This is a genomic window from Marinomonas vaga, from assembly GCF_055388305.1.
Genome location: NZ_AP043903.1, coordinates 2944947 through 2968991 on the forward strand (window position 1 = coordinate 2944947; position 24045 = coordinate 2968991).

Consider the following 24045-nt stretch of genomic DNA (forward strand, 5'->3'; position numbering starts at 1 on the left):
CTCCTCCATGTACGGTCACTGCGGGGGAGTCTTTTTATACCCCTTTACCTCTGTTTTGTTCCTGTGTAATCCAGTCAAATTGGCTTTACATCTTTTGCTGGTCCTCTGAAGCGATTACTATAAAACCCTAGTTTTAAACATTGCCGAATCAGGACGTCTCGCCGTATGTTGCCCCCAAGCCTTGCCCATCTTGAATTAAAAAGTCTTACGGGGCTTTTATACCTGTTAGAAGAGCGACACGTGGGAAGAGCTGCGGAACGCCTATATATGAGTCAGCCTGCCATGAGTCGCTTGCTTAATCGTTTACGTGAGGCTTTTGGTGATCCATTGTTTGTGCGCACCAGTAAAGGCATGGTGCCAACCGCTAAAGCGTTAACGTTAGAAGCTCCCCTTAGAGAAATGATTGATAAAATGGGGGCACTAAGCAGTGTTGAAGACTTTGAACCGGGGCAAACCGAACGAGTCTTTCGACTTCAGACTTCCCATTATCAAGCCCAAGCGTACTTGCCGACCATTGCCGAACGTTTTTACGCGTTAGCGCCGAATGCATCCTTAGAAACTAGCCTAGTTACAGAGACTAGTTTACTTCGCTCTGACAATCAGCAGGTGGATGCTGTGCTGTGCAGTGAGTATGTGCAACTGCCTAATCGATTTTCGACCCGTTTGTTGGGAAGAGAAGGGTGGGGCTGTATCTTGTCCCGTAATCACCCTTTAGCGGTGGACGATGAAATCAGTCTGGATGACTTCTTGTCTTATGGTCATGTGCTGGTGACCTTAGGGGGCTCAAGTATGATTTACAGTGATAGCGCTCTAGGTGAGCGGGCTAAGGAGCGTCGCTATTCCTTACGTACTCCATATTTTGTCTCGGCATTAGAGGCGGTGGGAAAGACAGACTTATTATTTAGCAGTAGTCAGTTGCTGGCGATTCGATTTATGTCGCAATTTGGTCTGGCGATCAAGCCCTTGCCCTATGAATTTCCAGCTGTGCGATATTATTTGGCGTGGCCTGAAGAACAGGCCAATGACCCCGGTGGCAGTTGGTTTAGAGAGCTGTGTGCTGGTGTGGTGAGGGATATGATTCCCTTGCCGGATGAAGTGTTTGCTTCCTAGGTAGCACTTTTATTTTATGAATTTCGTTTCCCTAAGGAGTTTGCCTTGGACGTTGTATTAGGCATTACCGCCCCGATTTTTTTGTTGATTCTTTTAGGTTTTTTGGGTGTGCGTTTTCAGTTACTACCCAAAGAGGCCTTGCCAGCGTTAAGTCGTTTTGTGCTTTATTTCGCTTTGCCAGCAGTCATGGTGACTAAGATTTCTGCCATGGACATGGGGGTTTTGCTAAACGGAGCGTATCTCAGTGTCTATGCCATCGGAGGTTTGACCACTTTTTTCATAACCGTGGTGTTGGCACAGTATGTTTTCAAAGCAGACAAGGTCGCAGCATCTGTAACGGGCATTGGAACCATGATGCCAAACAGTTCCTTTATAGGGTTTCCGATACTCCTTCAGTTTTTGGAAGGGCATGTGGCTCAAGCATTCGCTATGTCATTAATGGTGGAAAATATTGTGTTTTTGCCTATCGCTCTGGTGTTTACCGAAATGATGGCCAATCAAAAGAGTGGCTTGGGTAAACAGATGATGATCAAGGTGGCTAAGCGCATCGTCACAAATCCCATTATCTTATCGGTGTTTGTTGGGGTCATGATGTCTGCGACGGGCGTCCATTTTCCTGAGTTTGTGAGTAAAGGGTTAGGGTTATTGGCACAAGGTGCGGCTCCCACTGCATTGTTTGTGATCGGCGGCTCACTTGTGGGTGTGGCGATCCGAGGAAGCAAGTTACGTATTGGCTTAGTGGCGGTAATGAAGCTGGTTTGTTTCCCTGTGGTGGTATTCTTATGTTTAGGCTTGTTTCCCTCTATGCCACAAGATCTTCGTGTGGCTGTGGTGGTGTTTGCTGCCATGCCTATGTTTAGTATTTACCCTATTATTGGTGGCGAATATGGTCAGAGAAGCTTTTGCGCCAGCAGTTTATTGGCCACAACGGTGTGCTCTTTCGTCACCATCAGTCTATTGTTGAAGTGGGTTGCCTAAGATACTCAGGGGCAGTCTGTTATCTTATGTGACCCGTGGTAACGCTTTACTACGTATTCTTACTTGCAGTCTTTATGGGTTTTAAAGACACTGAATTTTGTCAGGTTTGACTTACAAGGCAGTGCCCATGGCTGTTAAAACATTTTTTTCTGAATATTTTGGTGGTGTGTCCTTTCGCGCCAAATATTTCTTTTCTCTTTCTATTCCTATCGTTGCATTACTGTTTGTGACCCTATTGGAAATCGTTACTGTTCACTTGCACCGTAAAGCTGAGGCGGACTTAATGATTCACCAGGACGCCTTGTCGAATAATAGTCAGCTCATCAAGGCGGTGCTTGATATGCAAACGGGGCTTAGGGGTTTTTTATTATCCGATTCAGAAGCGTATTTAGAGCCCTACTATGTAGGGCAAGCGCAGATTGCTGACTTGATTGAGAAGGGCAAGGATATCAATCGAGCTGTAAGTGAAGAGCAATATCAAAAAATTGCTGAAGTAGAGCGATTACATCGATCTTGGATGAACTCTGTTGCCATACCCTCCATTAAGTTGAAACAAGACACACGCATTCGTACCTCTGAAAAGTCTGCCATGATGGCCCAGATGTTGAATACACAAAAAGGCAAAATGCTGGTGGATGGTATTCGATTGATACTGGATAAGCACGAGGTGGCGGCTAGATCCAGTCTCTCTAGGATTGAGGATCAACATTCCAAGCTTGAAAACTATATCCTTATACTAACGATACTTTCGCCAGTCATTATTATTGGCCTGACAATCATTTTTTCGTCTCGTTTTATCAGACAAATACTATCCCATCACAAAGGATTAATGGATGCTGTGGCGCAAATTCGTAAAGGTAACTACGGCTACCAAGCGAATTTAACCGGTAATAATGAGATGACGCAACTCGCTGAAGCATTTAACGACATGTCTAAGCAGGTCAAATTGGCGATGAGTGACCGAGAGAAAGCCGTATCTGTGAAGAGTGATTTTCTGGCGAACATGTCCCATGAGATTCGTACTCCTCTAAACGGTATTCTGGGCACCTTGGAAATGATCGACAAAGAGGATTTGAGTGACGATGCGAAAGGTAAGTTTAAGCTGATTACTGATAGCTCTGATATTTTAATGCGCATCATCAATGACATTCTTGATATTTCTAAGATGGAAGCAGGTCGTTTGGAGTTAGATCCCCAGCCTATGAACTTGTATCGAGCAGCAGACACTGTGGTCAAGTTGGCTGAAGGGGAGACCCGTGATAAAGCCATCACCCTTGAGTTGCAATACGACTCTGAGTTGCCCCATAACGTTGTTGCTGATGCCACAAGGCTAAAACAAATACTGATGAATTTAGTCAGTAACGCGGTCAAGTTTACTGAGCTGGGCAGTGTTCGAGTGGTGGTCAGTAAACAAAAAGAACTTGAAGACGGAAAATGTCTAGTGAGGTTTGAGGTCATTGATACAGGAATCGGTATCAACCGAGAGAAAGTAGGTAATTTATTTCAGCCATTTTTACAGGAAGATGCCTCCATTACTCGTAAATATGGCGGTACTGGGCTAGGGCTTGCCATCTGCTACAACCTTGTAGAAGTGATGTCCGGCAGTATCTTTGTAGAGAGTAAAGTTGGTAAAGGTACCCGAGTGTTTTTTGATGTGCCATTAGAGCTGACGAATAAGGAAGAACAGGACGATAATTTAGAGGTCAATGTAGAAAAGGGACGATATAAAGGTAAGAGTGCTTTAGTTGCAGAAGACAATGGTATTAACCGTATTGTCGCCGGCGCATTTTTAGAAGACTTAGGCTTTGAGGTGTGCTTTGCATTAAATGGCCAAGAGGCAGTTGATAAAGTCGCTGAACAGGAATTTGACGTCATCTTTATGGACATGCAAATGCCGTTGATGGATGGGATTCAAGCCACTCGGACGATTTTATCGAAACATGAAGAGCTGCCACCAATCATTGGATTGACGGCTAATGTAATGGCTGAAGACCTGAGATTGTGTATTGATGCAGGTATGTTATCAGTGATTACCAAACCCTTATCCATTGTGAAATTGGATGAAGTGTTAAAAAGTATTCGTTTATGACCTAATAATGAATACTTGGGATATTTTAGGGCACTTGAGAGCTTATGCTTGAAGTTGTAATAGGCGTGATTGGTTTTGCGGTGTATGGTTTTTTCATTTTATTGATTTGGCAGCTGTCGTTTTGGTGGTTTATGCCTTATTTGGTTTTGTCATTATTGACCTTTATTGTTTACGGTCATGACAAACGGTCTGCACAGCTAAATACACAACGAATTCCAGAAAGAGTTTTACATGGATTAGCATTGAGTGGGGGATGGCCGGGGGCCTTGTTGGCGCAACATCAATTCCGCCATAAAACTCAAAAACAACCCTTTAAAGCTATTTTATGGTTCACGATTATTGTGAATGCCACCTGTTTTATGGCTATCTGTTGGTTTTTTGGACAGACGATCTAGGGAAACTAAGCCATTTTCTTGATGAATATGGTTTCTAACTCCATACTAATCAAAAAGTTACAGAAAATTATTTTTAAAAGCGCTACCTTATAGAATATGTAAAACTCATTACCATTAGGAATTTGAAGCCATGTTAAAAAACTTGTTTTCACGATCATTGGAAGAACACCAGGTCATCGTTGACAAGGCAGAATTGGCCAACCTGAAAGGTCAATTAGATGCTATCTCCCGCTCCCAAGCTGTCATCGAATTTGATCTGAAAGGCAATATACTTTACGCAAACGATAATTTCCTCTCGGTACTGGGCTATACGTTAGAAGAAGTGCAAGGCAAGCATCATGGGATTTTTGTTGATCCCAAATATCGTGCAAGCCAGGCCTATAAAGACTTCTGGCGTGAGATTGGAGAAGGCAAGTTTCAAGCCGGTGAGTACTGCCGTTTTACCAAAACCGGTGAGCCTGTTTGGATTGAAGCCAGTTATAATCCTGTTTTCGACAGTGATGGTAATGCTTTTAAAGTGGTTAAATATGCAACAGATATTACCGCTAAGAAAAACCTCAATGCTGATTATGAAAGCCAGCTAGAGGCGATCTCAAAATCTCAAGCGGTGATTTCATTCGAGTTGGATGGCACCATTATTGATGCCAATGAAAATTTCCTTTCCACTCTTGGCTACACCATCGATGAAGTTCGTGGTCGACATCACCGACTGTTTGTTGATAAAGCCTACAGTGAGACACCAGAATACAAAGAGTTTTGGCGTAACCTAGGGAGCGGCGAGCATGCAGTGGGTCGTTTTCCAAGGGTTCATAAAAACGGCAAAACCATTTGGATCCAAGCCAATTACAGCCCGATTCGTGACTCCAGTGGTAAACCTTACAAGGTCGTTAAGTACGCTTCTGATATCACTGCCCAAGTGGAAGCAGAGCAAGAGGTTCAGCAAACTGTCGCTGAAATCAATGCAGTGATTGATGCTGCATCAAATAATGATCTCACCTCTCGCATCGAAACCTTTGGTAAATCTGACACCATGTTAGCTGTGTCTCAAGGGGTTAACTCTTTGCTGGATACCATGACCAATGTGTTGGTTCAGATTAAGAATGCTTCTGATGCGGTGTATGTGGGAGCCCGTGAAATTTCCATGGGTAACTCTGACTTGTCCAGCCGTACCGAGCAGCAAGCTTCAAGCCTTGAAGAAACAGCCTCCAGCATGGAGTTGTTAACGGGTATGGTGCGTCAAAACTCTGATAATGCAAACCAAGCTAATGTGCTGGCCTCTGATGCGGTGAGTGTGGCCACTGATGGGGGTGTTCTGATCGAAGAAGTGGTGAAAACCATGGCTGCAATCAATGCCTCATCTCAGAAGATCTCAGATATTATCGGCATGATAGATGGTATTGCATTCCAGACTAATATTTTGGCCCTAAACGCTGCGGTCGAAGCGGCTCGTGCTGGAGAGCAGGGTCGTGGGTTTGCTGTTGTCGCCTCTGAGGTTCGCACATTGGCTCAACGCTCTGCTAACGCCGCGAAGGAAATCAAAGACCTTATCTCTGAGTCTGCCTCTAAGATTCAGGATGGCAACGAGTTGGTAGACAAGTCCGGTAACACCATGAAGGAAATCGTTGCAGCCATTAAGCAGGTAAACGAGATCATGGCGGGTATTGCATCGGCTTCCACTGAGCAGTCTTCTAGCTTGGCTGAAATTGGTAAAGCCGTGAGTCAAATGGATGAGATGACTCAGCAAAACGCTGCATTGGTTGAAGAAGCCGCTGCCGCGTCAGAAAGCTTGTTATCACAGGCGGATCAATTGGCTGAGAACGTTAACCAGTTCCAGATCGATGATGGTGTGGCTATGCCATCAGCACCGGCTAAACTGTCAGCCCCTAAAAAGCCCTTGTCACCGCCAGCAAGTAAGCCGGCTGCCCCTAAGCCAGCTCCCACTTCTGTGAAAAAGCCTAAGTCCATACCTCAACCTGTATTAGATGAGGATGGTTGGGAAGAATTTTAGTCTTCTTTGATGGTAAAAAAACGGCGATGCCTTATAAAGACATCGCCGTTTTTTTGGTCTGTTACCTTTGAACTTAAGGCTTGATTGTTTCACCTAGCTCTATTCGGTAACTCAATTTAGAAACAGGATTAGGATTGTGTTTGCCCGCCAAGGCCTGCAATAGCTCTTGGGCGGCAATTTTACCCATTTCTTCCCTTGGTGTGATTACAGTCGCCAACAGAGGTACCATGGCTCGAGCGATGTCATGACCATGAAAACCTGCAATGCCCATGGCTTCTGGGACCTTAATGCCTTTCTTTTGGCAGGCATACAAGGCACCGATTGCTAAGTCATCATTAGTACAGAAGATGCCATTTGTGTTTGGGTGTTCTTGTAGAACTTCTTCTAAAAACTGAGCCCCTAAGGTAAAGGAAGAGGCACTGCGCGTTTGCTTGATAATTGGGGTAAGGCCATGTTTATTCATGGCGTTTTCGTATCCTTGAATTTTTTGAAGGGTACGTTGGTCCATGCGAGCCGCGAAATACACCACATTCTCATGGCCATGCAATATCATGGTTTCTGTCATATCAAAGGCTGCGGCTTCGTTATCAATACCGACAGCTCTCAAACTGCTGGGTGTGTTTGCATCCATGATTTCAATGACTGGGATGCCAGCGTTCTCGAGCATCTTTTGGGCCCGCTCCGTATGGAGGCTTTCAGAGATAATTAAGGCATCCACATTGTAGGAAAGTAGGGTGGCGATACGCTTTTCTTCCAGCTCTCTGCTATAACCGTAGTGAGTCAGCATGGTTTGATAGCCTGCTGGCTCAAGAATGGATTCGACACCACGAATTACTTCCGAGAATACTTGGTTAGTCAAAGAGGGTAGCAGCACGCCAATAGCATGGCTTTTTGAATTAGAAAGTATGTCTGGGGCTCTATTTGGAATATAGCCTAAGGTATCAAGAGCATCTTGAATGCGTTGTCTCAGTGAATCTGAAACTTGATTTGGATTGCGAATAAACCGGCTGACGGTCATTTTAGTGACGCCAACTAAGTCCGCAACATCTTGTAGAGTGGCGCGTTTCTTTTTCATTTTATTATTTCGGCTCAATTTGTTACAGGTAACATTAGCACAAGATGTGCCGCGGAATAAATCATTGAAAAGTCTAATTATAATAATAACTTAGTTAAATGCCCTGGCCTTTAAATTGCCAGGGCATTGGGTATTAGTTCTGTTCCAAGGCGGCAATACTTTGTTGGAATACTTCATCAATGGTTTGATCGATCGCCACTGTAAAAACGTCTTCATCTACAGGTTCTACGAGCGTGGCAAATTGGCTTTCAAGCATGGATTGCCCATTAAAGTAATGTCCGTTTCGTTTTTGGTGTCGAGACCAAATGGTGTCAAAGTCACCTTTTAGGTATATCACCGCAAGGTCTTCTACCCCAGATCGAAGCAGCTGGCGGTATTCTGGTTTTAGTCCCGAACACGCCACAACGGCGGTGTCTTGCTCTTTCAAAATACCGTTTAGGGTTTCTAGCCAGCCGAATCGGTCTTCATCCGTTAGGGGGATACCCTCGCGCATTTTAGCGACGTTAGACTCACTGTGATAATCGTCACCATCGAAAAACGGGAAACCATAGTGGTCCGCAATGCGTTGGCCCATGGAGGATTTACCGCACCCAGAAACTCCCATAACTATGATTTTTTTCTTCATTTTATTCCTTCTCCGGCGAAGCCTATTCCGTATAGGCTCCGCGTAAAACATGTTTAAACCTTGACCTAATTTCTCTGTGGGTTATTTCCACCAGATAGCTAACTCTGGGAAGATAATGACCAACGCAAGTACGACGATTTGAATCGCGATAAATGGCAGCAAAGAACTGAAGATCTCTCCTAGACTGATGTCTTTTGGAGCCACAGACTTGAGATAAAACGCTGCGGGACCAAATGGAGGCGATAGGAAGGACACTTGCATGTTTAAGCAGAAGACAACGCCGAACCAAACTGGATCTAGTCCTAAATTAGTGATGATGGGTACAAAGATCGGCATAGTTAGTAGTGCCACACCCACCCAATCGAGGAACATACCAAGGATAAGCAGAATCACCATCATGATTAAGATGGTTCCCATCACGCTGCCACCAGACAGAGCAAGGATGGTCTCTTCAACAAAGTCGATGCCACCCATAAGGTTGTAAACACCTACTAGGGCTGTGGCGCCGATGCCAATCCAAATAATCATGCCACAAGTGCTCATGGTGGCTTTGGCGCTTTCCTTAAGCATGGCAAAGTTCAGCTCGCCACGAATCCAAGCACTGATAATAATTCCCACGACACCTAAAGCAGATGCTTCTGTTACAGACGCGACACCCGTGTAGATGCTGCCCAATACGATTGCGACAGAGAGAATAGGGAAGAATAGGGCTTTGAAATAATTAATCTGACGATCATTTGCCAGCTCTTCTTCTGTCGGAAGAGGCGCGTATTCAGGGTGCATACGGCTAAGGATCAATACATAAGCCATGTAGCCAAGGGCTAAGATAAAAGCGGGTAAAAAGGCAGATTTAAACAGGTCGCCGATGGAGACGCTTGCAGTTAAGCCATAGATGATTAATACGATACTAGGAGGCAACATGGTGCCTAGGGCGCCACCGGCACAAGTGGTACCTATAGCAAGTTTACGGTTGTAACCCAAGCGCAACATTTGCGGTAACGCAAGGATGCCAAGGAGGACGGTTTCACCACCGATAACCCCAGACATGGAAGCAAGGATGACAGCAACCACAAGGGTTTGTACGGCCACACCGCCGCGCACTTTGCGGCCCACAACCTTCATGGCATCAAATAAGTCTCGGGCAATGCCTGAGCGATCCAAGAGGGCCGCCATCAGTACAAACATAGGGACTGCTAGGAAAACGTAGCCACCGACAAAACTATAAAGACGGCTAGTGACCAGTGGTAAGGCGTCAATACCAAACCAACCAATCGCGAAAACGAGTGCGACTAGCCCTGTTACCATGGCTAATTGCATACCCGTCAAGAGTAAGGCAATCATGGAGAGCAGCATCAGCAAACTGCCGTAGCCGATACCTAGGGATGATAAATCAAACATGTTATGACTTCCTTAGACCCAGAATTTCTTGAATAAGATGCAATGCAAATTGAATAAACATGACGCACATAGTTAAGAGAATCATGATTTTCACATAGGCTGGAAATGGTGGGTTCCAAGCAGAGCCAGAGGTTTCAAAATGCACATCACCGAATGGCGAGAACACAGCGCTTTCTGTCATTTGGTACGCTGCATAGGTCAATAAGCCAGCGAAAATAAGGCCCATGATGTGGTGAAAAATGTTTAGGTACTGACGGGTGCGGTCCGATACAGCATCGTAAATAAGTACAACACGAACGTGCTTGTTTGTGGCCAGTGCATAGATGCCCCCAAACACAAATAAACAAGCCCCTAAAAATGAAGCCGTCTCATGTACCCAGATGGTTGGGTCATTAAAAACGTAGCGCATCAGTACTTCATAGAATGAGATTGCTACTGTAAATAGAAAGAGAAGGCTAAGGGCATTGCCTAGTTTTACGATGACACGGTCAAGCACATTACGTGGCTCATGTTCCGTATCAAGTTGCTGAGAAAGATTTTCTGTATTCATGGGATGTTTCCAGGTAAAAACAGGAACCTATTTAGGTTCCTGTTTTGGTTGGAGTGTGATGAGACGTATAGGCCTATTTATTAAAGAAGGCCATTCTCTTCCAAGTAGGATGTAACAGAGTCGTATACTTTTTGTGCATTAGGAGATTGCTTGGCAAACTCTTCCCACTGGGTGCGGGCAATAGCACGGAATTTCTTACGCTCTTCGTCAGACCAGTTGTGGATCGTAATGTTTGGATCCGCTTGGGCTTCTTTCACCGCTTTTTGGTCAGCAATGCGAAGTTGCGTTGTGATGTCATTAGCGAAGTCACGAACCGAAGTTGTCATGATTTCTTGAAGGTCTTCTGGAAGTTTATTCCATTTCTTCATGTTCATTGAGACATCGATCAGAGGCAAAGAGTGGAAGCCTGGTTGAACTGGATGCGGCGCAATTTCGTTCATGCCGGCTTTCTGGTTCGTAGAGAACACAGTGTAGTCAGCAGCGTCGATAACGCCTTTGCTCAGTCCAGTGAAGACTTCAGAGCCAGGTAGGTTTACAGGTGCTGCGCCTGCGGCTGCAAACACACGTTGAACTAAACCTTCTGGGGCACGAAGCTTCAAGCCTTTTAGATCCTCTACGCCATCAAGAGGGACGCGGGAAACAAATGACTCAACACCTGTGGTAGAGCCGCCAATGAATTTTACGCCGTAAGGAGCGTAAAGTTCGTTCATTAGCTCGTAACCGCCGCCGTAGTTAATGTACTGCAAAAGTTGTGAAGTGTCGGACCAAGCGCCCACTGTGTTGCCGATTAGGCCAAAAGCGGGATCTTTGCCAGAGAAAAATTCAGTCGCAGTAACCTGACCATCCAAAATGCCCATTTTGATGCCATCAAGGGTTTCTGTGTGCTTGAACACACTGCCTACTGGCAATAGGTTGATTTTGATGCGGCCGCCAGACATGCGCTCTACGCGTTCTGTCCATTCTTTTTGGACTTGGAAGTTTTTATCGCCAGAAGGGTCTGAGGATTGGAATTTAAAAGTGTAGTCAGCAGCCATCGCAGTGGTGGACAGTGCGCCTGCTAGAGTGGCAGTGATTAACGTCTTGGCAAATGTGCTCATGATGCATTCCCGCTATTTATTGTTTTGAAGGAAAAATTAAAAGTAGCTCACGGATATATGTTACCGGTAACTGGATGCGAATGTTACCGGTAACTTTTTGCTTTAGTCAAGGGTATTCAAGAATTTCTTTTTTGACTTAAAGGATAGCGGTGTCGTTATTATTCTGACAGTTCGAAGGCAGAGGTATACATGTGAATGTTGTCTATAGATAGCAAGTAGCAGCTAAATTTTTGAATTTCTTCGCTTTTATCTAGAGTGCGTGTGCGAATGTATCGATCGGCTTGGACAACCGCTTCCTTGGAAAAATCTGCTACAGGTTGAAGTATAGAAAACTGTAAATCATTTAGAATGATGGCTGTTGCTGCATCAGGGGATCCATCAAAGCCGCTGACAATCACGTCGTCTAGGCGATTAGCTTCTCGTAAGGCGGTGATGGCGCCCAAAGCCATCTCATCGTTAGCGCTAATGATCCCTTTTAAGTTAGGAAATTGTATGAGATAGCGCTGCATCGCTTGATAGCTTTCCAGTCTTGACCAATTGCCAGTTACTCTTGCCACTAGATTTAAGTTGTCGTGGTGTTTTAGTACTGAGTTGAAGGCCTCAGAGCGTAACTTTGCATTGTTGTCCCCTGGTGCGCCGACAAGTTCAATGTATTCCCCTGAATATTTCATGGCGTTGCTCCAAGCTTTGGCAGCAAGTTTGGCTCCTTGGGTGTTATCAGAGATAAGTTGTGAAATCGCCAACCCTGTTTCATTAATCTCTGCGTTTACAATAAAGACAGGAATACCGTTTTGTTTGGCATAGCGTACCGATTGAGCGGACAGGGTGGTGTCAGCCGGGTCTAAAATGATGGCTTTGGCATTTTGTCGAACCGCGTCTTCTATGATGGATTGCTCGTTTTCTATGGAGCCTTGGTGTGCTCGAACATGGGCCAAGTAGCCTAGGTCCTCGGCGGTTTTGGAGGCGATGCTTCCTTCTGTGAACCAGTAGGGGTTTGAAGGGTCATTGATGACAATAGTGATTAATCCGTTGCTAGCAATTGTTTGACCAGTGAATATAAAGATAGCTGTAAAAATGATGTGTTTTAATGTCTGTTTTACATGCATGGCTTAATTCTCCGAAGCAGGCTTTTATTCAGTATCGGATAATCTGCGGCAAATAAATGTTCTTATTTGTTGTGTTAATGTCTTGAGAATAGTTCACGTAATGAGCTTTTGTAAGGTTATGAAATCACAAAACTGTGAAGGATGTGGGTATGTTATCGGTTGAGCAAAAAGAGCAAATTATTGAAGCGATTCGCCATGTGGCAAAGCTGGAGATACTGCCTCGCTTTCGGGATTTAGAAAGGTCGCAGATTGCCACTAAATCAGGCTTTGATGATCTCGTCACTGAGGCTGATACCGCGGCGGAGAAAGCTTTGATTGAGCGATTTTCGCAAATAATGCCCCAGGCACAGATTGTTGGTGAGGAGTCTGTGTCTGAGTCAAAACAGGTGTTAGATAAAGTCGATTCTAGTGATTGGGTGATCATCATTGACCCTATTGATGGTACTTGGAATTACGCTAATGGATTATCGACCTTTGGGGTTTTGGTAGCGGTTGTGCACCAAGGGGAGACGAAATTTGGGGTGCTCTATGATCCACTCAATGATGATTGGATCGAGGCAACAAAGGGAGAGGGATGTTTTTACGGTGATGGCGGCTTCAAAAAGCCTATTAAGCTGAATGGTCAGCCTATTAATAAGCGGTTAGTTGGCTTTTTGTCTCCCTTTCAGTTTGAATCCATTGAGCAGCGCCGCTTTGCTGCAGGACTTCAGGTTTCCTACGGACGCACATTAAGTTTACGTTGTTGTTGTCATGAATATCGAACCTTAGCTCAAGGTGGGGTGGATTTTTTTGTTAGCCCCAAGCCTAACGTTTGGGATCACGCGGCAGGCGTGCTGTGCTATCAAGAGGCGGGTGGTTTTGTAAAGATGTTGGATGGTACTCCTTACGCTCCTTCGCTGCGAGAAGGAACTATCGTTGCTGCTCGAACTCCTGAATTGTTAGAACGTGTGCGGCATGATTTGATGGAGGGAGGTGTCGTTCATTGAGTGATCACGTATGGGGATTTGATAGTATTTAATAAAATTAATAAATAATTTATCAAAGTCTATAGTTAATGATTAACAACAAATTTGCCTGATCTATTTTGTTACCTATGATAGCTAGAATTTATGGGCTAGACTGGAAGTCTTGTTAAACCTTTGAATAAGCGATTTATCTTATGGAGCAAAGCACTCAACCTGCTTTTACGGATATTACTTGGTGTGGTGACTTTTCTTTGTTCACACCAGATCTGGCGCCACTAGCAAAACTTTCAAACGCTGCAGGCGTACAGAATTGGGCAATAATAAGTGCTGATCAAACTGGGCTGTTGGTACAGGCAGGTGATCTTCAGCCCCATTGCAGTGATTCGGCTTTGCAGGATTTGCGTTGGCAGTTGCTGCCAAGTTTAGGTTGGCTCGGCATCTCCAAAGACAGCTCAGAAGACACTTCCCAATATTTCATACAATTACTTCAATCTCTTATTCAAGGAAGTGCTAAAAGTGACTCGCTTGCCATGAGGGAAGTGCTGACTATGGCTGATAGTTTGCCTTTCCTCGTGTCCTGCATTGATGTGTCTTTTAATTATGAGTTTGTGAATCAGCTTTATGTTGATCTCTACAATCGTCCTCGGGAATCTTTTTATGGCCTAAATGTTCGAGACATTATTGGAGATGGGCAGTTTCAGCAAGTAAAACCCTTGTTGGATCGAGCGGCGGCAGGGCAGCATATTGATGAGCAGGTGGTGATACTAGTCCCTCAGGAAAATGGAGCTTCCTATGAGCGTTTTGTGGACTGTGTGTTCACCCCTCGAGTGCAAGAAGGGCAGGTCACAGGTATTTATGTGTGTGTGCATGACCAAACCTTTATCAAGCGCACGACCCTTGCACTGCAAAAGTTGCATTCCATTACCGCCAGTGAAAATTTAACGTTTAGCCGGAAGATTCAAGAGATCCTAGAGCTTGGTTGTGAGCTATTTCATCTTCCCTTTGGCATTGTGAGTCACGTGCAGGGAGATGATTATCAGGTTGAGTTTTGCCATTCTCCAAACGGTGAAATCGAAGCTGGGGCTCATTTTCATCTTGGTGAGTGTTACTGTGTTCACACCTTAGAGCGTAAGGATGTCACCGGTTTTTATCATGCTGGTGAGAGTGAGATAGCGACTCATCCCTGTTACGAGCAATTTAAACTTGAGGCGTATCTCGGTGTGTCCATCCACGTAGGTGGCGAGGTTTGGGGAACTCTTAATTTTTCTAGCCCCCATGCGCGTACGAAAGACTTCAGTGAAGATGAGTACGAGCTGCTTAAGCTTTTTGGCCAGTGGGTGGGGGCCGAATACAGTCGTGAGCAAGATCGTCAAGCTCTGTTGGCTGCTGAAGAGCAGCATCGGCTGATTTTGGCGTCTGTGCATGATGGCATACTTGGCATTAATGAAGAGGATAAGATTACCTTTGCCAACAGTGCCGCAGTGGATATGACCGGCTATCAGATTGAAGATTTGATTGGTCGCCCTGTCTGCTCTTTATTGCGACCTCAAGACAGGTTAATGAATGCTGAACCTTGTGTTGTTTCTTCGGCTATGGCATCTGGCTCCCCAATTACCAAGGAAGGAGTTGATTTTTATGATCAATTGGGGCGGAGTTTTCCTGTTGATTTCTCCTACCGACCTATTCCAAAAGAGCTTGAGCAGACAGGCTTAAGCGCGGTAATGACGTTCCAAGATGTCACTGAGCAACAAGCTTATCAAGTGGCCCTGACTCAGCAAATGGAGTTGTTCCGGTCTCTATTTATGGATGCCCCTGAGGCAATTGTTGTGACGGATGAAAACCGCTCTATCGTCATGGCGAATCCACATACCTTATCGTTGTTTGGTTACAGTGAAGACCAACTTGTAGGTCGATCTCCAGAGTTTTTATATGCCGATAAAGAGTCATTTAAAGAGATAGGATTGGCCTATTCTAATCCTGGTTCCTCAGAGCGCAGTGAGTATCGCATGCTATATAGGCGAGCGGATGGTTCGCATTTTATGGCTGAGAATGTGCGGAGCAAAATCTTAGATAAGAAAGGCGAGCTGCGTGGTTTTATTATTCATGCACGTGATATTAGTGCCCGTTTAGCGATTGAGGCCGATATCGAGAAGGCGCGAAATCGCCTAAGCATTGCGACCTTGTCTGCTGGTATTGGTGTTTGGGAAATGGATGTTAATACTAGGGCGCTTGTTTGGGACGAGCAAATGGTGGCCATCTATGGCATTGATGTGCCTATAGGTGAACCTTTTGGGTTCGAGGCATGGGCTGAACTGGTGCATCCAGACGACTTAGTAAAGATGGAGGCGGCCGCTAATCGTTCTGTTGAAACGGGAATGAATCTGGACACAGATTTTAGGATTAATCTGCCTTCGGGTGAGCAGCGTTACATTAAGGCGAATGCTCAGGTGGCATATGATGAATTTGGTGCGCCAAGTTATTTCCTAGGGGTAAATTATGACATTACAGAACGATACCGTACTGAAGCCATTCTAAAGCGTGCTAGGGAGGAAGCGATACAGGCCAGCCAAGCTAAGAGTAATTTCTTGGCGACCATGAGTCATGAGATACGGACTCCTCTAAATGGCGTGTTAGGAATGGCTGAGGTTTTGGCGAGCACCGAGTTAACCGATCGCCAGCGCTACCAAATGGATGTGATTCGAAACTCAGGTGAAAACCTTCTGGAATTAATTAATGAGATTTTAGACTTTTCAAAAATTGAAGCGGGTCACTTATCCTTAGAGTTGGCTGATTTTGATCTTGAAAAACTGGTGTTTGATCTAGCACGGTTGCTCGTTGTAAAAGCTGAAGCGAAAGGTGTTGATCTATTAGTTCAATACAATTTACAGGGGATATCGGCCGTTCATGGTGATGCCTATCGGATTAGGCAGATATTGACCAATTTAGTAGGGAATGCCATTAAGTTCACCCAGGAAGGTGAGATCGTGATTAGTGTTGATGGCATAGTTGATTCAAGCTCTCATGTCTTAGATTTGGCAATCAGTGTGTCAGATACGGGGATAGGTATTCCTTTCCATGCCCAGGGCAATCTTTTTCAAGCTTTCACCCAAGCGGATAACTCCACCACTCGACGGTTTGGTGGCACCGGCTTAGGTCTTGCTATCACCAAGCAGTTGGTGGATCTGATGGGAGGAGACATTATTCTAGAGAGTGAGGTGGGAGTCGGCACAACCTTCACTATTGGCTTATCGCTGGGGTTAAGCGATCAACCCCTTCCGCAAGCTGCACCAGACCAAGGATATGCTTTTGAGCGTGTGTTGGTGGTTGACGATAACGATACCAACTTGTCGATTCTCGAAGATCAACTTAAGCGTTGCCATATCAATGCTGAGTTTGAAAATAATGCCTTGGCTGCTATTGAACTTGTGTTATCTGCTGCTTCCCAGAAGCGCCCCTATGAGCTGATAATTCTAGATTATCTAATGCCTGATATGGATGGGCTTCAGATGAGTCGCCAAATACGACAACAATTACCTGTCAGCCAATGGCCAAAAGTGTTGATGATTTCTTCGGCAGGGGCTTTGCATTCCAGTGATCTGCGTGAAGCGGGGGTGCAAGTGTGCATCAATAAGCCCACCAGTGTTCAAGAGTTAATACTGGGGCTGAAAGCGGTCAACACAATGGAAGCGGCACAGATTACGGTTACTCCTGATGAGCGACGTATTTTGGAAGAGCCCCCTGTTATTTCAAATGAATTGGCTGGTTTAACGGTTTTGGTGGTTGAGGATATGAAAGCCAACCTTGCTGTGGCTCAGGGGATGCTAGGGCAGTTAGGTGTCGCCGTAGAGGTTGCGGAGAATGGGCAGCTGGGGGTGGAGAAGTGGCTTGAACTTTCCCCTGATATAATCTTAATGGACCTTCACATGCCTGTTATGGACGGCCTAACTGCAATAAAGATTATACGCGATATGGAATCCGGCACCGGTAAGCGGGTTCCAATTTTTGCGCTAACGGCAGATATTCAACCTGAGAGTATGGCGCAAGTTGAGGCGGCGGGAGGTGACGGTTATATTTCTAAGCCGTTTAAACGTAAGGAATTATTAGAAACAATTTCATCTAAACTGTTTAATGAAGTGTCAGATCATTCTGTTGTGGAGGATGATCTGAGTTTAACTGAAAGTGGTGGGAAAATGGTGCAAACAAGTGTCGACGAGTCTGTGTTGGCAGGTTTAGAAGAGGTGTTGGGCGATCAGGTAAATGAGATTGTCGCGGCATTTGTGCATGATGCAAAAAACGTGTTTCAATCTTTCCATGAGATTGTTAGCAAAGAGGGAGAGCAAGTGGATTTGTATCGACCTGCCCATAGCTTAAAGTCAGTGAGTGCTAATATTGGTGCGTTCCACTTAAGTGAATTGGCTGGTCAGCTCGAAAAAGACGCTCAAGCGGCTGAAAACTTTGATGCCAAAGCTCGCATCGAAGAAATCTGGAAAGAATATGAGCGTGTGTGTGAGCACCTTAGACGTTTAGGGAAAATGATTTGAAGATCCTAATAGCTGAAGACACACTGTCTGACCGAATGCTGCTCAGGTTTCATTTGGCAAAACTTGGACATCAGGTATCTGAGGTGCAAAACGGGGAAGAGCTGGTTAATACTCTTAAAGATAGCTATTACGACTGGGATCTTTTAATTGTCGATTTAAACATGCCTATTAAATCTGGTGAGGAAGCGGCTCGTGAGATTCGGGCCCTTCAAACAGATTCACCGGAAGATTGGATACCTATCATTTTTTTGAGTGGCTCAGGTACAGACGAAGATATTCAGCGCTGTATTGAAGCGGGCGCAGATGACTATCTGATTAAGCCGATTCAGCATAAGGTGCTGGCCGCCAAGTTACTTGCCATGGCACGTATTGCTAATATGCGTAATCGTCTGGTGAGTATGAATAAACGCCTAGAAGCTCTATCTACGACTGATTACTTAACTGAGCTGCCAAACCGTCGTGCATTTGAGATATCCCTAACCGATGAAATGGCAAAAGCAGCTCGCTATGAGCAAGCTCTAAGCGTTGCAGTGCTAGATATTGATCATTTTAAGCGTATTAACGATGAATATGGTCATGATGTGGGGGATGAGGTGTTGCGTCAGGTTTCCGCACGTTTGAAATCCTCTCTTCGTAAGGGGGATGTGATTGGCCGTATTGGTGGTGAGGAATTTGGCTTGTGCCTTTCTCATACCAGTGCTGAAGACGCGGTGAATGCGTGTGAGCGTTACCGCAAAGCAATCTCGGGTGCCCCTATAATATGTGGAGAGCATAAGTTAAATCTTACCGTTTCCCTTGGTGTGACGGCCTACTGCGATAATCTGGGGCAACTTGAATTAATCAAATTAGCAGATAAAGCTTTGTATGAAGCCAAGGCTAAAGGTCGTAATCGGACTATTTATCGAGAGTGCGAATAGGGCGGCTGCTTTTTAGAGACTGGCTAAAAGATAAAAGCCGAGCGGTAGCTCGGCTTTATTGGTTAAGGGAAGGCGATTTTGTCGACTACCTAACCTCGGCAAGGTGACCTTGATTAGGCCACACTTGCTTGGCTTGCTTCGGCAACTTTTTGGTTAACCGTTGCCAATACCGCCTGAATGGAGGCTGAAACAATATCGTTATCAATGGCGGCGCCGTTGAAACGCTCCCCGTCAATGTTGGCTTGTACATAGGCAATAGCTTGAGAGTCACTGCCAACCGTCAAGGCATGTTCTTGGTACTGAACGATGTCTACACGAATGTTGAAGTGGTCGCTTAGTGCCGCAGTGAACGCAGATAGAGCGCCATTCCCTTCACCTTCGATGTTTACCGAACCACCGGCATGGTTAAGTGCCGCAGTTACCTTGTCTCGTTCGTCTTTCGTTAAGCTGTAGTTGCCAAGTGCGTAAGGGCTGGAGCCTGTCATAAAGCTCTGCTCAAATAAGCGCTTCATGTCTTCGGCTTCTACTACGCCACCGTCTTCTTCAGAGAAACGTTGAATAATAGGGCTTAGCTCAACCTGTAACCAGCGAGGTAGTGCCAAGCCGTATTCTTGTTCTAGGGCAAAAGCAACCCCGCCTTTACCTGATTGGCTGTTTACTCGGATGACTTCTTGATAACTACGGCCAACGTCACGAGGGTCAATTGGCAAGTAAGCTACATCCCATGGTTTATCATCTGTTTGGTTAGTCAAGCATTTTTTGATGGCGTCTTGGTGTGAGCCAGAGAAGGCTGTGAAAACTAATTCGCCTGCATAAGGATGGCGCGGATGGATTGGCAATTGTGTGCAAGATTGAACGACGCTCACAATGCGGTCCATGTCTCCAAGAGCAAGTTTTGGATCTACGCCTTGGCTGTACATATTCATGGCCATGGTGACGACATCCATGTTGCCGGTACGCTCACCGTTACCTAGCAAGGTGCCTTCGATACGATCTGCGCCAGCCATTAAGCCAAGCTCAGCAGCCGCAACGCCACAGCCACGGTCGTTGTGGGTATGTAAGCTGATGACGATGCTGTCACGTTTAGTCACTTTGCGGCAAAAATACTCGATCTGATCTGCGAAACGGTTTGGTGTAGCCACTTCAACGGTTGCAGGCAAGTTGATAATGCATTTTTTCTCTGGAGTAGGTTGCCATACATCGATCACGGCATCACAAACTTCCACGGCAAAATCAGTTTCTGTGCCCGTGAAGCTTTCAGGTGAATATTGGAAGACCCACTCTGTCTCAGGGTGTTTTTCTGCGTGATCTTTCACACATTGAGCCCCTTTAACGGCAATATCTTTAATGCCATCTTTACCCAAACGGAACACTTGCTCGCGTTGAGTTTTAGAGGTGGAGTTGTAAACGTGTACAACGGCTTTTTTAGCGCCTTTTAGAGATTCGTAAGTACGTTCAATCAACTCTGGGCGCGCTTGGGTTAAGACTTGGATGTAAACATCATCTGGCACTTGGTCTTCTTCGATCAACCAGCGAGTGAAGTCAAAGTCCAGCTGTGAAGCGGCTGGGAAGCCTACTTCAATTTCTTTGAACCCCACATCTACTAACAGTTTAAAGAACTCTTTCTTTTGATCCACAGTCATTGGCTCAACCAGTGCTTGGTTGCCGTCACGCAGATCTACGCTCGCCCAAAGTGGGGCAGTAGTGATTTCTTGATCGGGCCAAGTGCGATTCTCAATGGCGACCGGTTCAAACGGACGGTATTTAGTGTGATCAAAAGAAGTCATTTTCTTTTCCTTTCAGTTTAGGTGTGAGCGGATAGCTCAATTTGTGTTTAAGAGGTTGGGTTTCCCTCTCGACATAAACAGTTTAACGAAATTATATCGAAGAATGATTGCGTTTTGATGGGCTTTTATTAGAAACTTTGGAATATTATTGCGCAATTTTAATAAAAAGTGGCTGGAGGTTAAGGTGAGCACAAAGTTTGATAAAATAGATATTCGTATTCTCCAAGAATTGCAGCAAGATTCTAGCTTAACCAATCAAGAGCTAGCGGATCGAGTTGGCTTGTCACCATCACCCTGTTTACGACGGGTAAAAGCTCTAGAAGAAAGTGGAATAGTCGATCGTAAAGTGATGTTGTTAAAACGCTCTGAGCTTGGCTTAAAACTAACGGCATTTATTCAAATTAGCATGGACCGACATACGCCAGATCGTTTTGGGGTCTTTGAAGAGCAGGTGCATTCCTTTGATGAAGTGCGAGCCTGTAATCTAGTGACAGGGCAAAACTGTGATTATTTGCTAGAAGTGGTGGTGGAAGATATGGAGCGTTACCATGACTTTTTGCTAGGCAAACTGACCCGCATACCGGGTGTGTCAGGTGTTCAATCTAGTTTCCTGTTGCGCAGTGTTAAAGAAAATACATCACTGCCATTAACACACTTAATGTAGTTTTCCTTAGTCGAACAACAAAAAACGCCTTATAATGCGCGCACAAATTGCGTTATTTAATGAGAGAGCAGTATTAATGGATCAGCTAACGGTTAAACGTCGAGTAGTCATTCCGGTCCGAGCCGGAGACGTCATGGCCGAATTTATATCTTTTAACGGTGACGAAAGCGGCAAAGAGCACATTGCGATTTCGTTTGATGGCGTCACTGAAGCAAAAAATCAGGTGCCTTTGGTACGCCTACATTCCGAGTGTTTAACTGGTGATGTATTTGGTTCAGGTCGTTGTGATTGTGGCGAGCAATTAGACGAAGCCATTGACCGCATCAACGAAGAAGGTGGTTACATACTTTACCTGCGTCAGGAAGGGCGGGGTATTGGCCTTTATGCCAAGTTAGATGCTTATGCGTTACAAGATCAGGGTTACGACACCTATGAGGCGAATGAGATGCTTCATTTGCCAGAAGATGGTCGTGATTTCGCTATTGCAGCAAAAATGCTGAAGGCACTTGGGGTGTCCAAAGTTCGATTATTGACTAATAACCCAGACAAAGCGGCACAATTAGTTGAAAACGATGTGGAAGTGACTGAGCTTGTTCCTACCGCTGTACATGTTAATCAGCACAATCGCCAATATTTAGAGGCTAAGGTTCGTCGCAAACAGCACACGCTTAAGCTGGATGATTAGCGCTTTTTTAAAGCATTCAGATGAAATGAAAAAGGGAGCTTGAAAGCTCCCTTTTTAGTGAATTCGTTACTTTTTCTTCACTTTTTTCTTTACTGAAGTGTCTTTTTTAGGCGCCTTCTTTTTCGGTTTAGAAGCGCCAGTGCGGATCTTGGTTTTGGGTTCTAGCCCTGGGATCTTGCTGAATTGAATCGGGGTTTGCATGTAGCGCTGGATCTTTTCGATCATTGGCAGATCATGCATGTCTACGAGCGAGTAGCATTCCCCAGGGTTACCCTCTCGGGAGGCGCGACCTGCTCGGTGTACATATGAGTCGGCACGGCGTGGCAATCGCACGTTAATGACAGTATTGATCTCAGGGAGGTCAATGCCTCGTGCTGCAACGTCGGTGGCCACCAATACTTGGAGTCGGCCTTTCTTCATTTGTTTTAAATTGTCGTTACGGTCGCTTTGCTTCATTTCCCCGTGTAGGCCATCACAACGGAAGCCTAACTTACGGATTTTTTGTACCCAGACATCCACATGGTCACGGTTTGAGACAAACACCACGGCTTGTTGCACACGTTCTTGTTTCAGAAGATGCGTTAAGACAGCGTCTTTATGGGGTTCGTCATCGATGCGGTACGCTACTTGCTTGATTTGTGATGGGATGCTGCGTGGAGAATCTGTTAGCTGAACAGTCTCTGCTTCAGGCTTTAACAAAGATCGCGCGAATCGGCCCATTTTCTCCCCATCAATGGTGGCAGAGAACATTAGGGTTTGGTGTTGAGGCAATTGTTTGTTCAAGTGTTTGATGGCGTCAACAAAGCCCATGTCTAACATACGGTCTGCTTCATCGATAACAAACATGGAGGTGTCACTGAAATCTAACCAGCCGCGCTCATCCAGCTCTACCAATCGGCCCGGTGTTGCAACGAGAATGTCACAGGGTTCGCTCAACTGTTGCTGCTGGTTGCCATAGGGAATTCCGCCTACAATAATTTGAAGCTTGATGCGGGTATGTACTAGTAGCTTCTCAAATACTTGAAAGATTTGTCGGGCCAGCTCGCGACTTGGGGCAAGGATTAGGGCTTTCGGCGCAAGACTGGATTCTTCGTCCCGATCAAGAATGTGTTGAATGACAGGCGCAGCAAAGGCGATGGTCTTGCCTGTGCCCGTTGGCGCACACGCTAGAACGTCCTGTGCATCCATTGCCAATGGAATGGCTTGTTCTTGGATTGGGGTAGGTTCTGTTAAGCCTAAATCTTCGATGGCTTGTTCGATGGTGAAATCCAGATCGAGTTCGGAAAAGGACATGTATTCTCTCAGTTGAAACGTGATGTGATTTAGGCGCATTGTAGCACTTTCAATTCCTCTGGGTGGATCTGTTTGTCGTTAATTTTGCGGATTCGGTGAATGGTGTTAGACCGGGGTTCTGGAATCCCCTAAAATGGCGAAAAATTGAAAAAGGTTAGGTTATGCAATTAACGGAAGAGCTGGTCATTGCTCAGACAAAAGCATGGGTAGATTCCTTCATCGTGGCGAAGAATGTTTGCCCGTTTGCTAAACGTGAAGTGGAGCGGGGCAGTGTTCGTTATGTGGTTGTTCGCACACGTGAATCGAGTGTGGCGCTGGAAGAGTTAATTGCTGAAGTAGATTGGTTGGATCAGCACCCAGATACAGAGACAACCTTGATGATTTTTCCGACCTTATGCAACGAATTTATGAGTTATTTAGATTTCGTTGATGATGCCGAGGAACTTATGTTTGAACAGGGCTGTGAAGGCGTTTATCAGCTTGCCACTTTTCATCCTAGCTATTGTTTTGCTGGGGCCGAGGAAAGTGACGTCTCTAATTATACCAATCGCTCACCGTATCCTATGCTGCATTTGCTGCGTGAAAGCAGTTTGGATAAGGCCATAGAGTTTTACGGCGATACGTCGGGTATTCCTGATCGAAATATCGAATTAATGGAGCGTACTGGTGAGCCAGCGCTTAAGGAGCTTATGCGTCAGTGCATGAGCCAAGTAGAAAAATAAATTTTGTCTGTCGGGGCCAGTGCCCCCAGGCGTAAGTACT

19 protein-coding genes are annotated in these 24045 nt (G+C 45.4%); 11 read left to right on the forward strand and 8 right to left on the reverse strand.

Annotated elements, in window-relative coordinates; all coding sequences use genetic code 11:
• Window positions 1-165 precede the first annotated feature (165 nt).
• The 5 genes from ACZ5DR_RS13800 to ACZ5DR_RS13820 all read left to right on the forward strand — a co-directional run bounded on the left by ACZ5DR_RS13800 (window position 166) and on the right by ACZ5DR_RS13820 (window position 6580).
• Window positions 166-1110, forward strand: coding sequence for a LysR family transcriptional regulator (locus ACZ5DR_RS13800; RefSeq protein ID WP_377367173.1), 945 nt, complete (start codon window positions 166-168; stop codon window positions 1108-1110).
• Between the two features lie 45 nt (window positions 1111-1155).
• Window positions 1156-2088, forward strand: coding sequence for an AEC family transporter (locus ACZ5DR_RS13805; protein ID WP_377367175.1), 933 nt, complete (start codon window positions 1156-1158; stop codon window positions 2086-2088).
• Window positions 2089-2215: 127 nt separating this feature from the next.
• Window positions 2216-4177, forward strand: a complete 1962-nt coding sequence (locus tag ACZ5DR_RS13810; RefSeq protein WP_377367177.1) for an ATP-binding protein — start codon at window positions 2216-2218, stop codon at window positions 4175-4177.
• 44 nt (window positions 4178-4221) lie between these two features.
• Window positions 4222-4572 (forward strand): DUF1294 domain-containing protein, encoded by a 351-nt coding sequence (locus ACZ5DR_RS13815; protein WP_377367179.1) that lies wholly within the window; start codon window positions 4222-4224, stop codon window positions 4570-4572.
• A gap of 130 nt (window positions 4573-4702) precedes the next feature.
• The gene (locus tag ACZ5DR_RS13820) at window positions 4703-6580 is read left to right on the forward strand and encodes a methyl-accepting chemotaxis protein (RefSeq protein ID WP_377367181.1); all 1878 of its coding nucleotides are present in this window, start codon (window positions 4703-4705) and stop codon (window positions 6578-6580) included.
• A gap of 73 nt (window positions 6581-6653) precedes the next feature.
• On the opposite strand, the gene ACZ5DR_RS13825 is transcribed toward ACZ5DR_RS13820, so the two are convergent.
• The 6 genes from ACZ5DR_RS13825 to ACZ5DR_RS13850 all read right to left on the reverse strand — a co-directional run bounded on the left by ACZ5DR_RS13825 (window position 6654) and on the right by ACZ5DR_RS13850 (window position 12431).
• On the reverse strand, window positions 6654-7655 hold the full coding sequence (locus ACZ5DR_RS13825; RefSeq protein WP_377367183.1) for a substrate-binding domain-containing protein: 1002 nt from the start codon (window positions 7653-7655) through the stop codon (window positions 6654-6656).
• 133 nt (window positions 7656-7788) lie between these two features.
• Entirely contained in the window at window positions 7789-8280 is a 492-nt protein-coding gene (locus ACZ5DR_RS13830) for a gluconokinase (protein WP_377367185.1), read from the reverse strand.
• Window positions 8281-8361: 81 nt separating this feature from the next.
• A complete protein-coding gene (locus ACZ5DR_RS13835) occupies window positions 8362-9678 on the reverse strand; it encodes a TRAP transporter large permease (RefSeq protein WP_377367187.1) in 1317 nt (438 codons plus the stop codon).
• A gap of 1 nt (window position 9679) precedes the next feature.
• Window positions 9680-10228 (reverse strand): TRAP transporter small permease subunit, encoded by a 549-nt coding sequence (locus ACZ5DR_RS13840; protein ID WP_377367189.1) that lies wholly within the window; start codon window positions 10226-10228, stop codon window positions 9680-9682.
• 80 nt (window positions 10229-10308) lie between these two features.
• Window positions 10309-11325: a TRAP transporter substrate-binding protein gene (locus ACZ5DR_RS13845; protein WP_377367191.1), complete on the reverse strand. Its 1017-nt coding sequence runs from the start codon at window positions 11323-11325 to the stop codon at window positions 10309-10311.
• A gap of 158 nt (window positions 11326-11483) precedes the next feature.
• Complete coding sequence (locus ACZ5DR_RS13850; protein WP_377367193.1) at window positions 11484-12431, reverse strand: substrate-binding domain-containing protein; 948 nt, start codon at window positions 12429-12431, stop codon at window positions 11484-11486.
• Window positions 12432-12580: 149 nt separating this feature from the next.
• Between ACZ5DR_RS13850 and ACZ5DR_RS13855 the strand changes: the two genes are divergently transcribed.
• The 3 genes from ACZ5DR_RS13855 to ACZ5DR_RS13865 all read left to right on the forward strand — a co-directional run bounded on the left by ACZ5DR_RS13855 (window position 12581) and on the right by ACZ5DR_RS13865 (window position 18854).
• Window positions 12581-13417, forward strand: a complete 837-nt coding sequence (locus ACZ5DR_RS13855; protein ID WP_377367195.1) for an inositol monophosphatase family protein — start codon at window positions 12581-12583, stop codon at window positions 13415-13417.
• 173 nt (window positions 13418-13590) lie between these two features.
• Window positions 13591-17937, forward strand: a complete 4347-nt coding sequence (locus ACZ5DR_RS13860; RefSeq protein ID WP_377367197.1) for a PAS domain S-box protein — start codon at window positions 13591-13593, stop codon at window positions 17935-17937.
• Complete coding sequence (locus ACZ5DR_RS13865) at window positions 17934-18854, forward strand: GGDEF domain-containing response regulator (RefSeq protein WP_377367199.1); 921 nt, start codon at window positions 17934-17936, stop codon at window positions 18852-18854. Before ACZ5DR_RS13860 ends, ACZ5DR_RS13865 begins: the two co-directional genes overlap by 4 nt.
• Window positions 18855-18967: 113 nt before the next feature.
• Here the strand turns inward: ACZ5DR_RS13865 and leuA are convergent, their stop codons facing one another.
• The gene (gene leuA / locus ACZ5DR_RS13870; protein ID WP_377367201.1) at window positions 18968-20641 is read right to left on the reverse strand and encodes a 2-isopropylmalate synthase; all 1674 of its coding nucleotides are present in this window, start codon (window positions 20639-20641) and stop codon (window positions 18968-18970) included.
• A 184-nt stretch (window positions 20642-20825) separates the two neighbouring features.
• Between leuA and ACZ5DR_RS13875 the strand changes: the two genes are divergently transcribed.
• Both ACZ5DR_RS13875 and ribA read left to right on the forward strand, forming a co-directional pair.
• Entirely contained in the window at window positions 20826-21305 is a 480-nt protein-coding gene (locus ACZ5DR_RS13875; RefSeq protein WP_377367203.1) for an Lrp/AsnC family transcriptional regulator, read from the forward strand.
• Window positions 21306-21381: 76 nt separating this feature from the next.
• On the forward strand, window positions 21382-21990 hold the full coding sequence (gene ribA, locus ACZ5DR_RS13880; protein ID WP_377367205.1) for a GTP cyclohydrolase II: 609 nt from the start codon (window positions 21382-21384) through the stop codon (window positions 21988-21990).
• Between the two features lie 66 nt (window positions 21991-22056).
• Here the strand turns inward: ribA and ACZ5DR_RS13885 are convergent, their stop codons facing one another.
• On the reverse strand, window positions 22057-23283 hold the full coding sequence (locus ACZ5DR_RS13885; RefSeq protein WP_377367207.1) for a DEAD/DEAH box helicase: 1227 nt from the start codon (window positions 23281-23283) through the stop codon (window positions 22057-22059).
• A 161-nt stretch (window positions 23284-23444) separates the two neighbouring features.
• On the opposite strand from ACZ5DR_RS13885, the gene ACZ5DR_RS13890 reads away from it, so the two are divergent.
• Complete coding sequence (locus ACZ5DR_RS13890) at window positions 23445-24005, forward strand: DUF1415 domain-containing protein (protein ID WP_377367209.1); 561 nt, start codon at window positions 23445-23447, stop codon at window positions 24003-24005.
• Window positions 24006-24045 lie beyond the last annotated feature (40 nt).

Excerpts from the sequence above, each read along its gene's own strand:
- ACZ5DR_RS13800 (WP_377367173.1), top strand. The coding sequence starts at position 166 with ATGTTGCCCCCAAGCCTTGCCCATCTTGAATTAAAAAGTCTTACGGGG.
- ACZ5DR_RS13890 (WP_377367209.1), top strand. The coding sequence starts at position 23,445 with ATGCAATTAACGGAAGAGCTGGTCATTGCTCAGACAAAAGCATGGGTA.
- ACZ5DR_RS13830 (WP_377367185.1), bottom strand. The coding sequence starts at position 8,280 with ATGAAGAAAAAAATCATAGTTATGGGAGTTTCTGGGTGCGGTAAATCC.
- leuA (WP_377367201.1), bottom strand. The coding sequence starts at position 20,641 with ATGACTTCTTTTGATCACACTAAATACCGTCCGTTTGAACCGGTCGCC.
- ribA (WP_377367205.1), top strand. The coding sequence starts at position 21,382 with ATGGATCAGCTAACGGTTAAACGTCGAGTAGTCATTCCGGTCCGAGCC.
- ACZ5DR_RS13820 (WP_377367181.1), top strand. The coding sequence starts at position 4,703 with ATGTTAAAAAACTTGTTTTCACGATCATTGGAAGAACACCAGGTCATC.
- ACZ5DR_RS13860 (WP_377367197.1), top strand. The coding sequence starts at position 13,591 with ATGGAGCAAAGCACTCAACCTGCTTTTACGGATATTACTTGGTGTGGT.
- ACZ5DR_RS13840 (WP_377367189.1), bottom strand. The coding sequence starts at position 10,228 with ATGAATACAGAAAATCTTTCTCAGCAACTTGATACGGAACATGAGCCA.
- ACZ5DR_RS13835 (WP_377367187.1), bottom strand. The coding sequence starts at position 9,678 with ATGTTTGATTTATCATCCCTAGGTATCGGCTACGGCAGTTTGCTGATG.
- ACZ5DR_RS13885 (WP_377367207.1), bottom strand. The coding sequence starts at position 23,283 with ATGTCCTTTTCCGAACTCGATCTGGATTTCACCATCGAACAAGCCATC.
- ACZ5DR_RS13855 (WP_377367195.1), top strand. The coding sequence starts at position 12,581 with ATGTTATCGGTTGAGCAAAAAGAGCAAATTATTGAAGCGATTCGCCAT.
- ACZ5DR_RS13825 (WP_377367183.1), bottom strand. The coding sequence starts at position 7,655 with ATGAAAAAGAAACGCGCCACTCTACAAGATGTTGCGGACTTAGTTGGC.
- ACZ5DR_RS13845 (WP_377367191.1), bottom strand. The coding sequence starts at position 11,325 with ATGAGCACATTTGCCAAGACGTTAATCACTGCCACTCTAGCAGGCGCA.
- ACZ5DR_RS13810 (WP_377367177.1), top strand. The coding sequence starts at position 2,216 with ATGGCTGTTAAAACATTTTTTTCTGAATATTTTGGTGGTGTGTCCTTT.
- ACZ5DR_RS13815 (WP_377367179.1), top strand. The coding sequence starts at position 4,222 with ATGCTTGAAGTTGTAATAGGCGTGATTGGTTTTGCGGTGTATGGTTTT.
- ACZ5DR_RS13850 (WP_377367193.1), bottom strand. The coding sequence starts at position 12,431 with ATGCATGTAAAACAGACATTAAAACACATCATTTTTACAGCTATCTTT.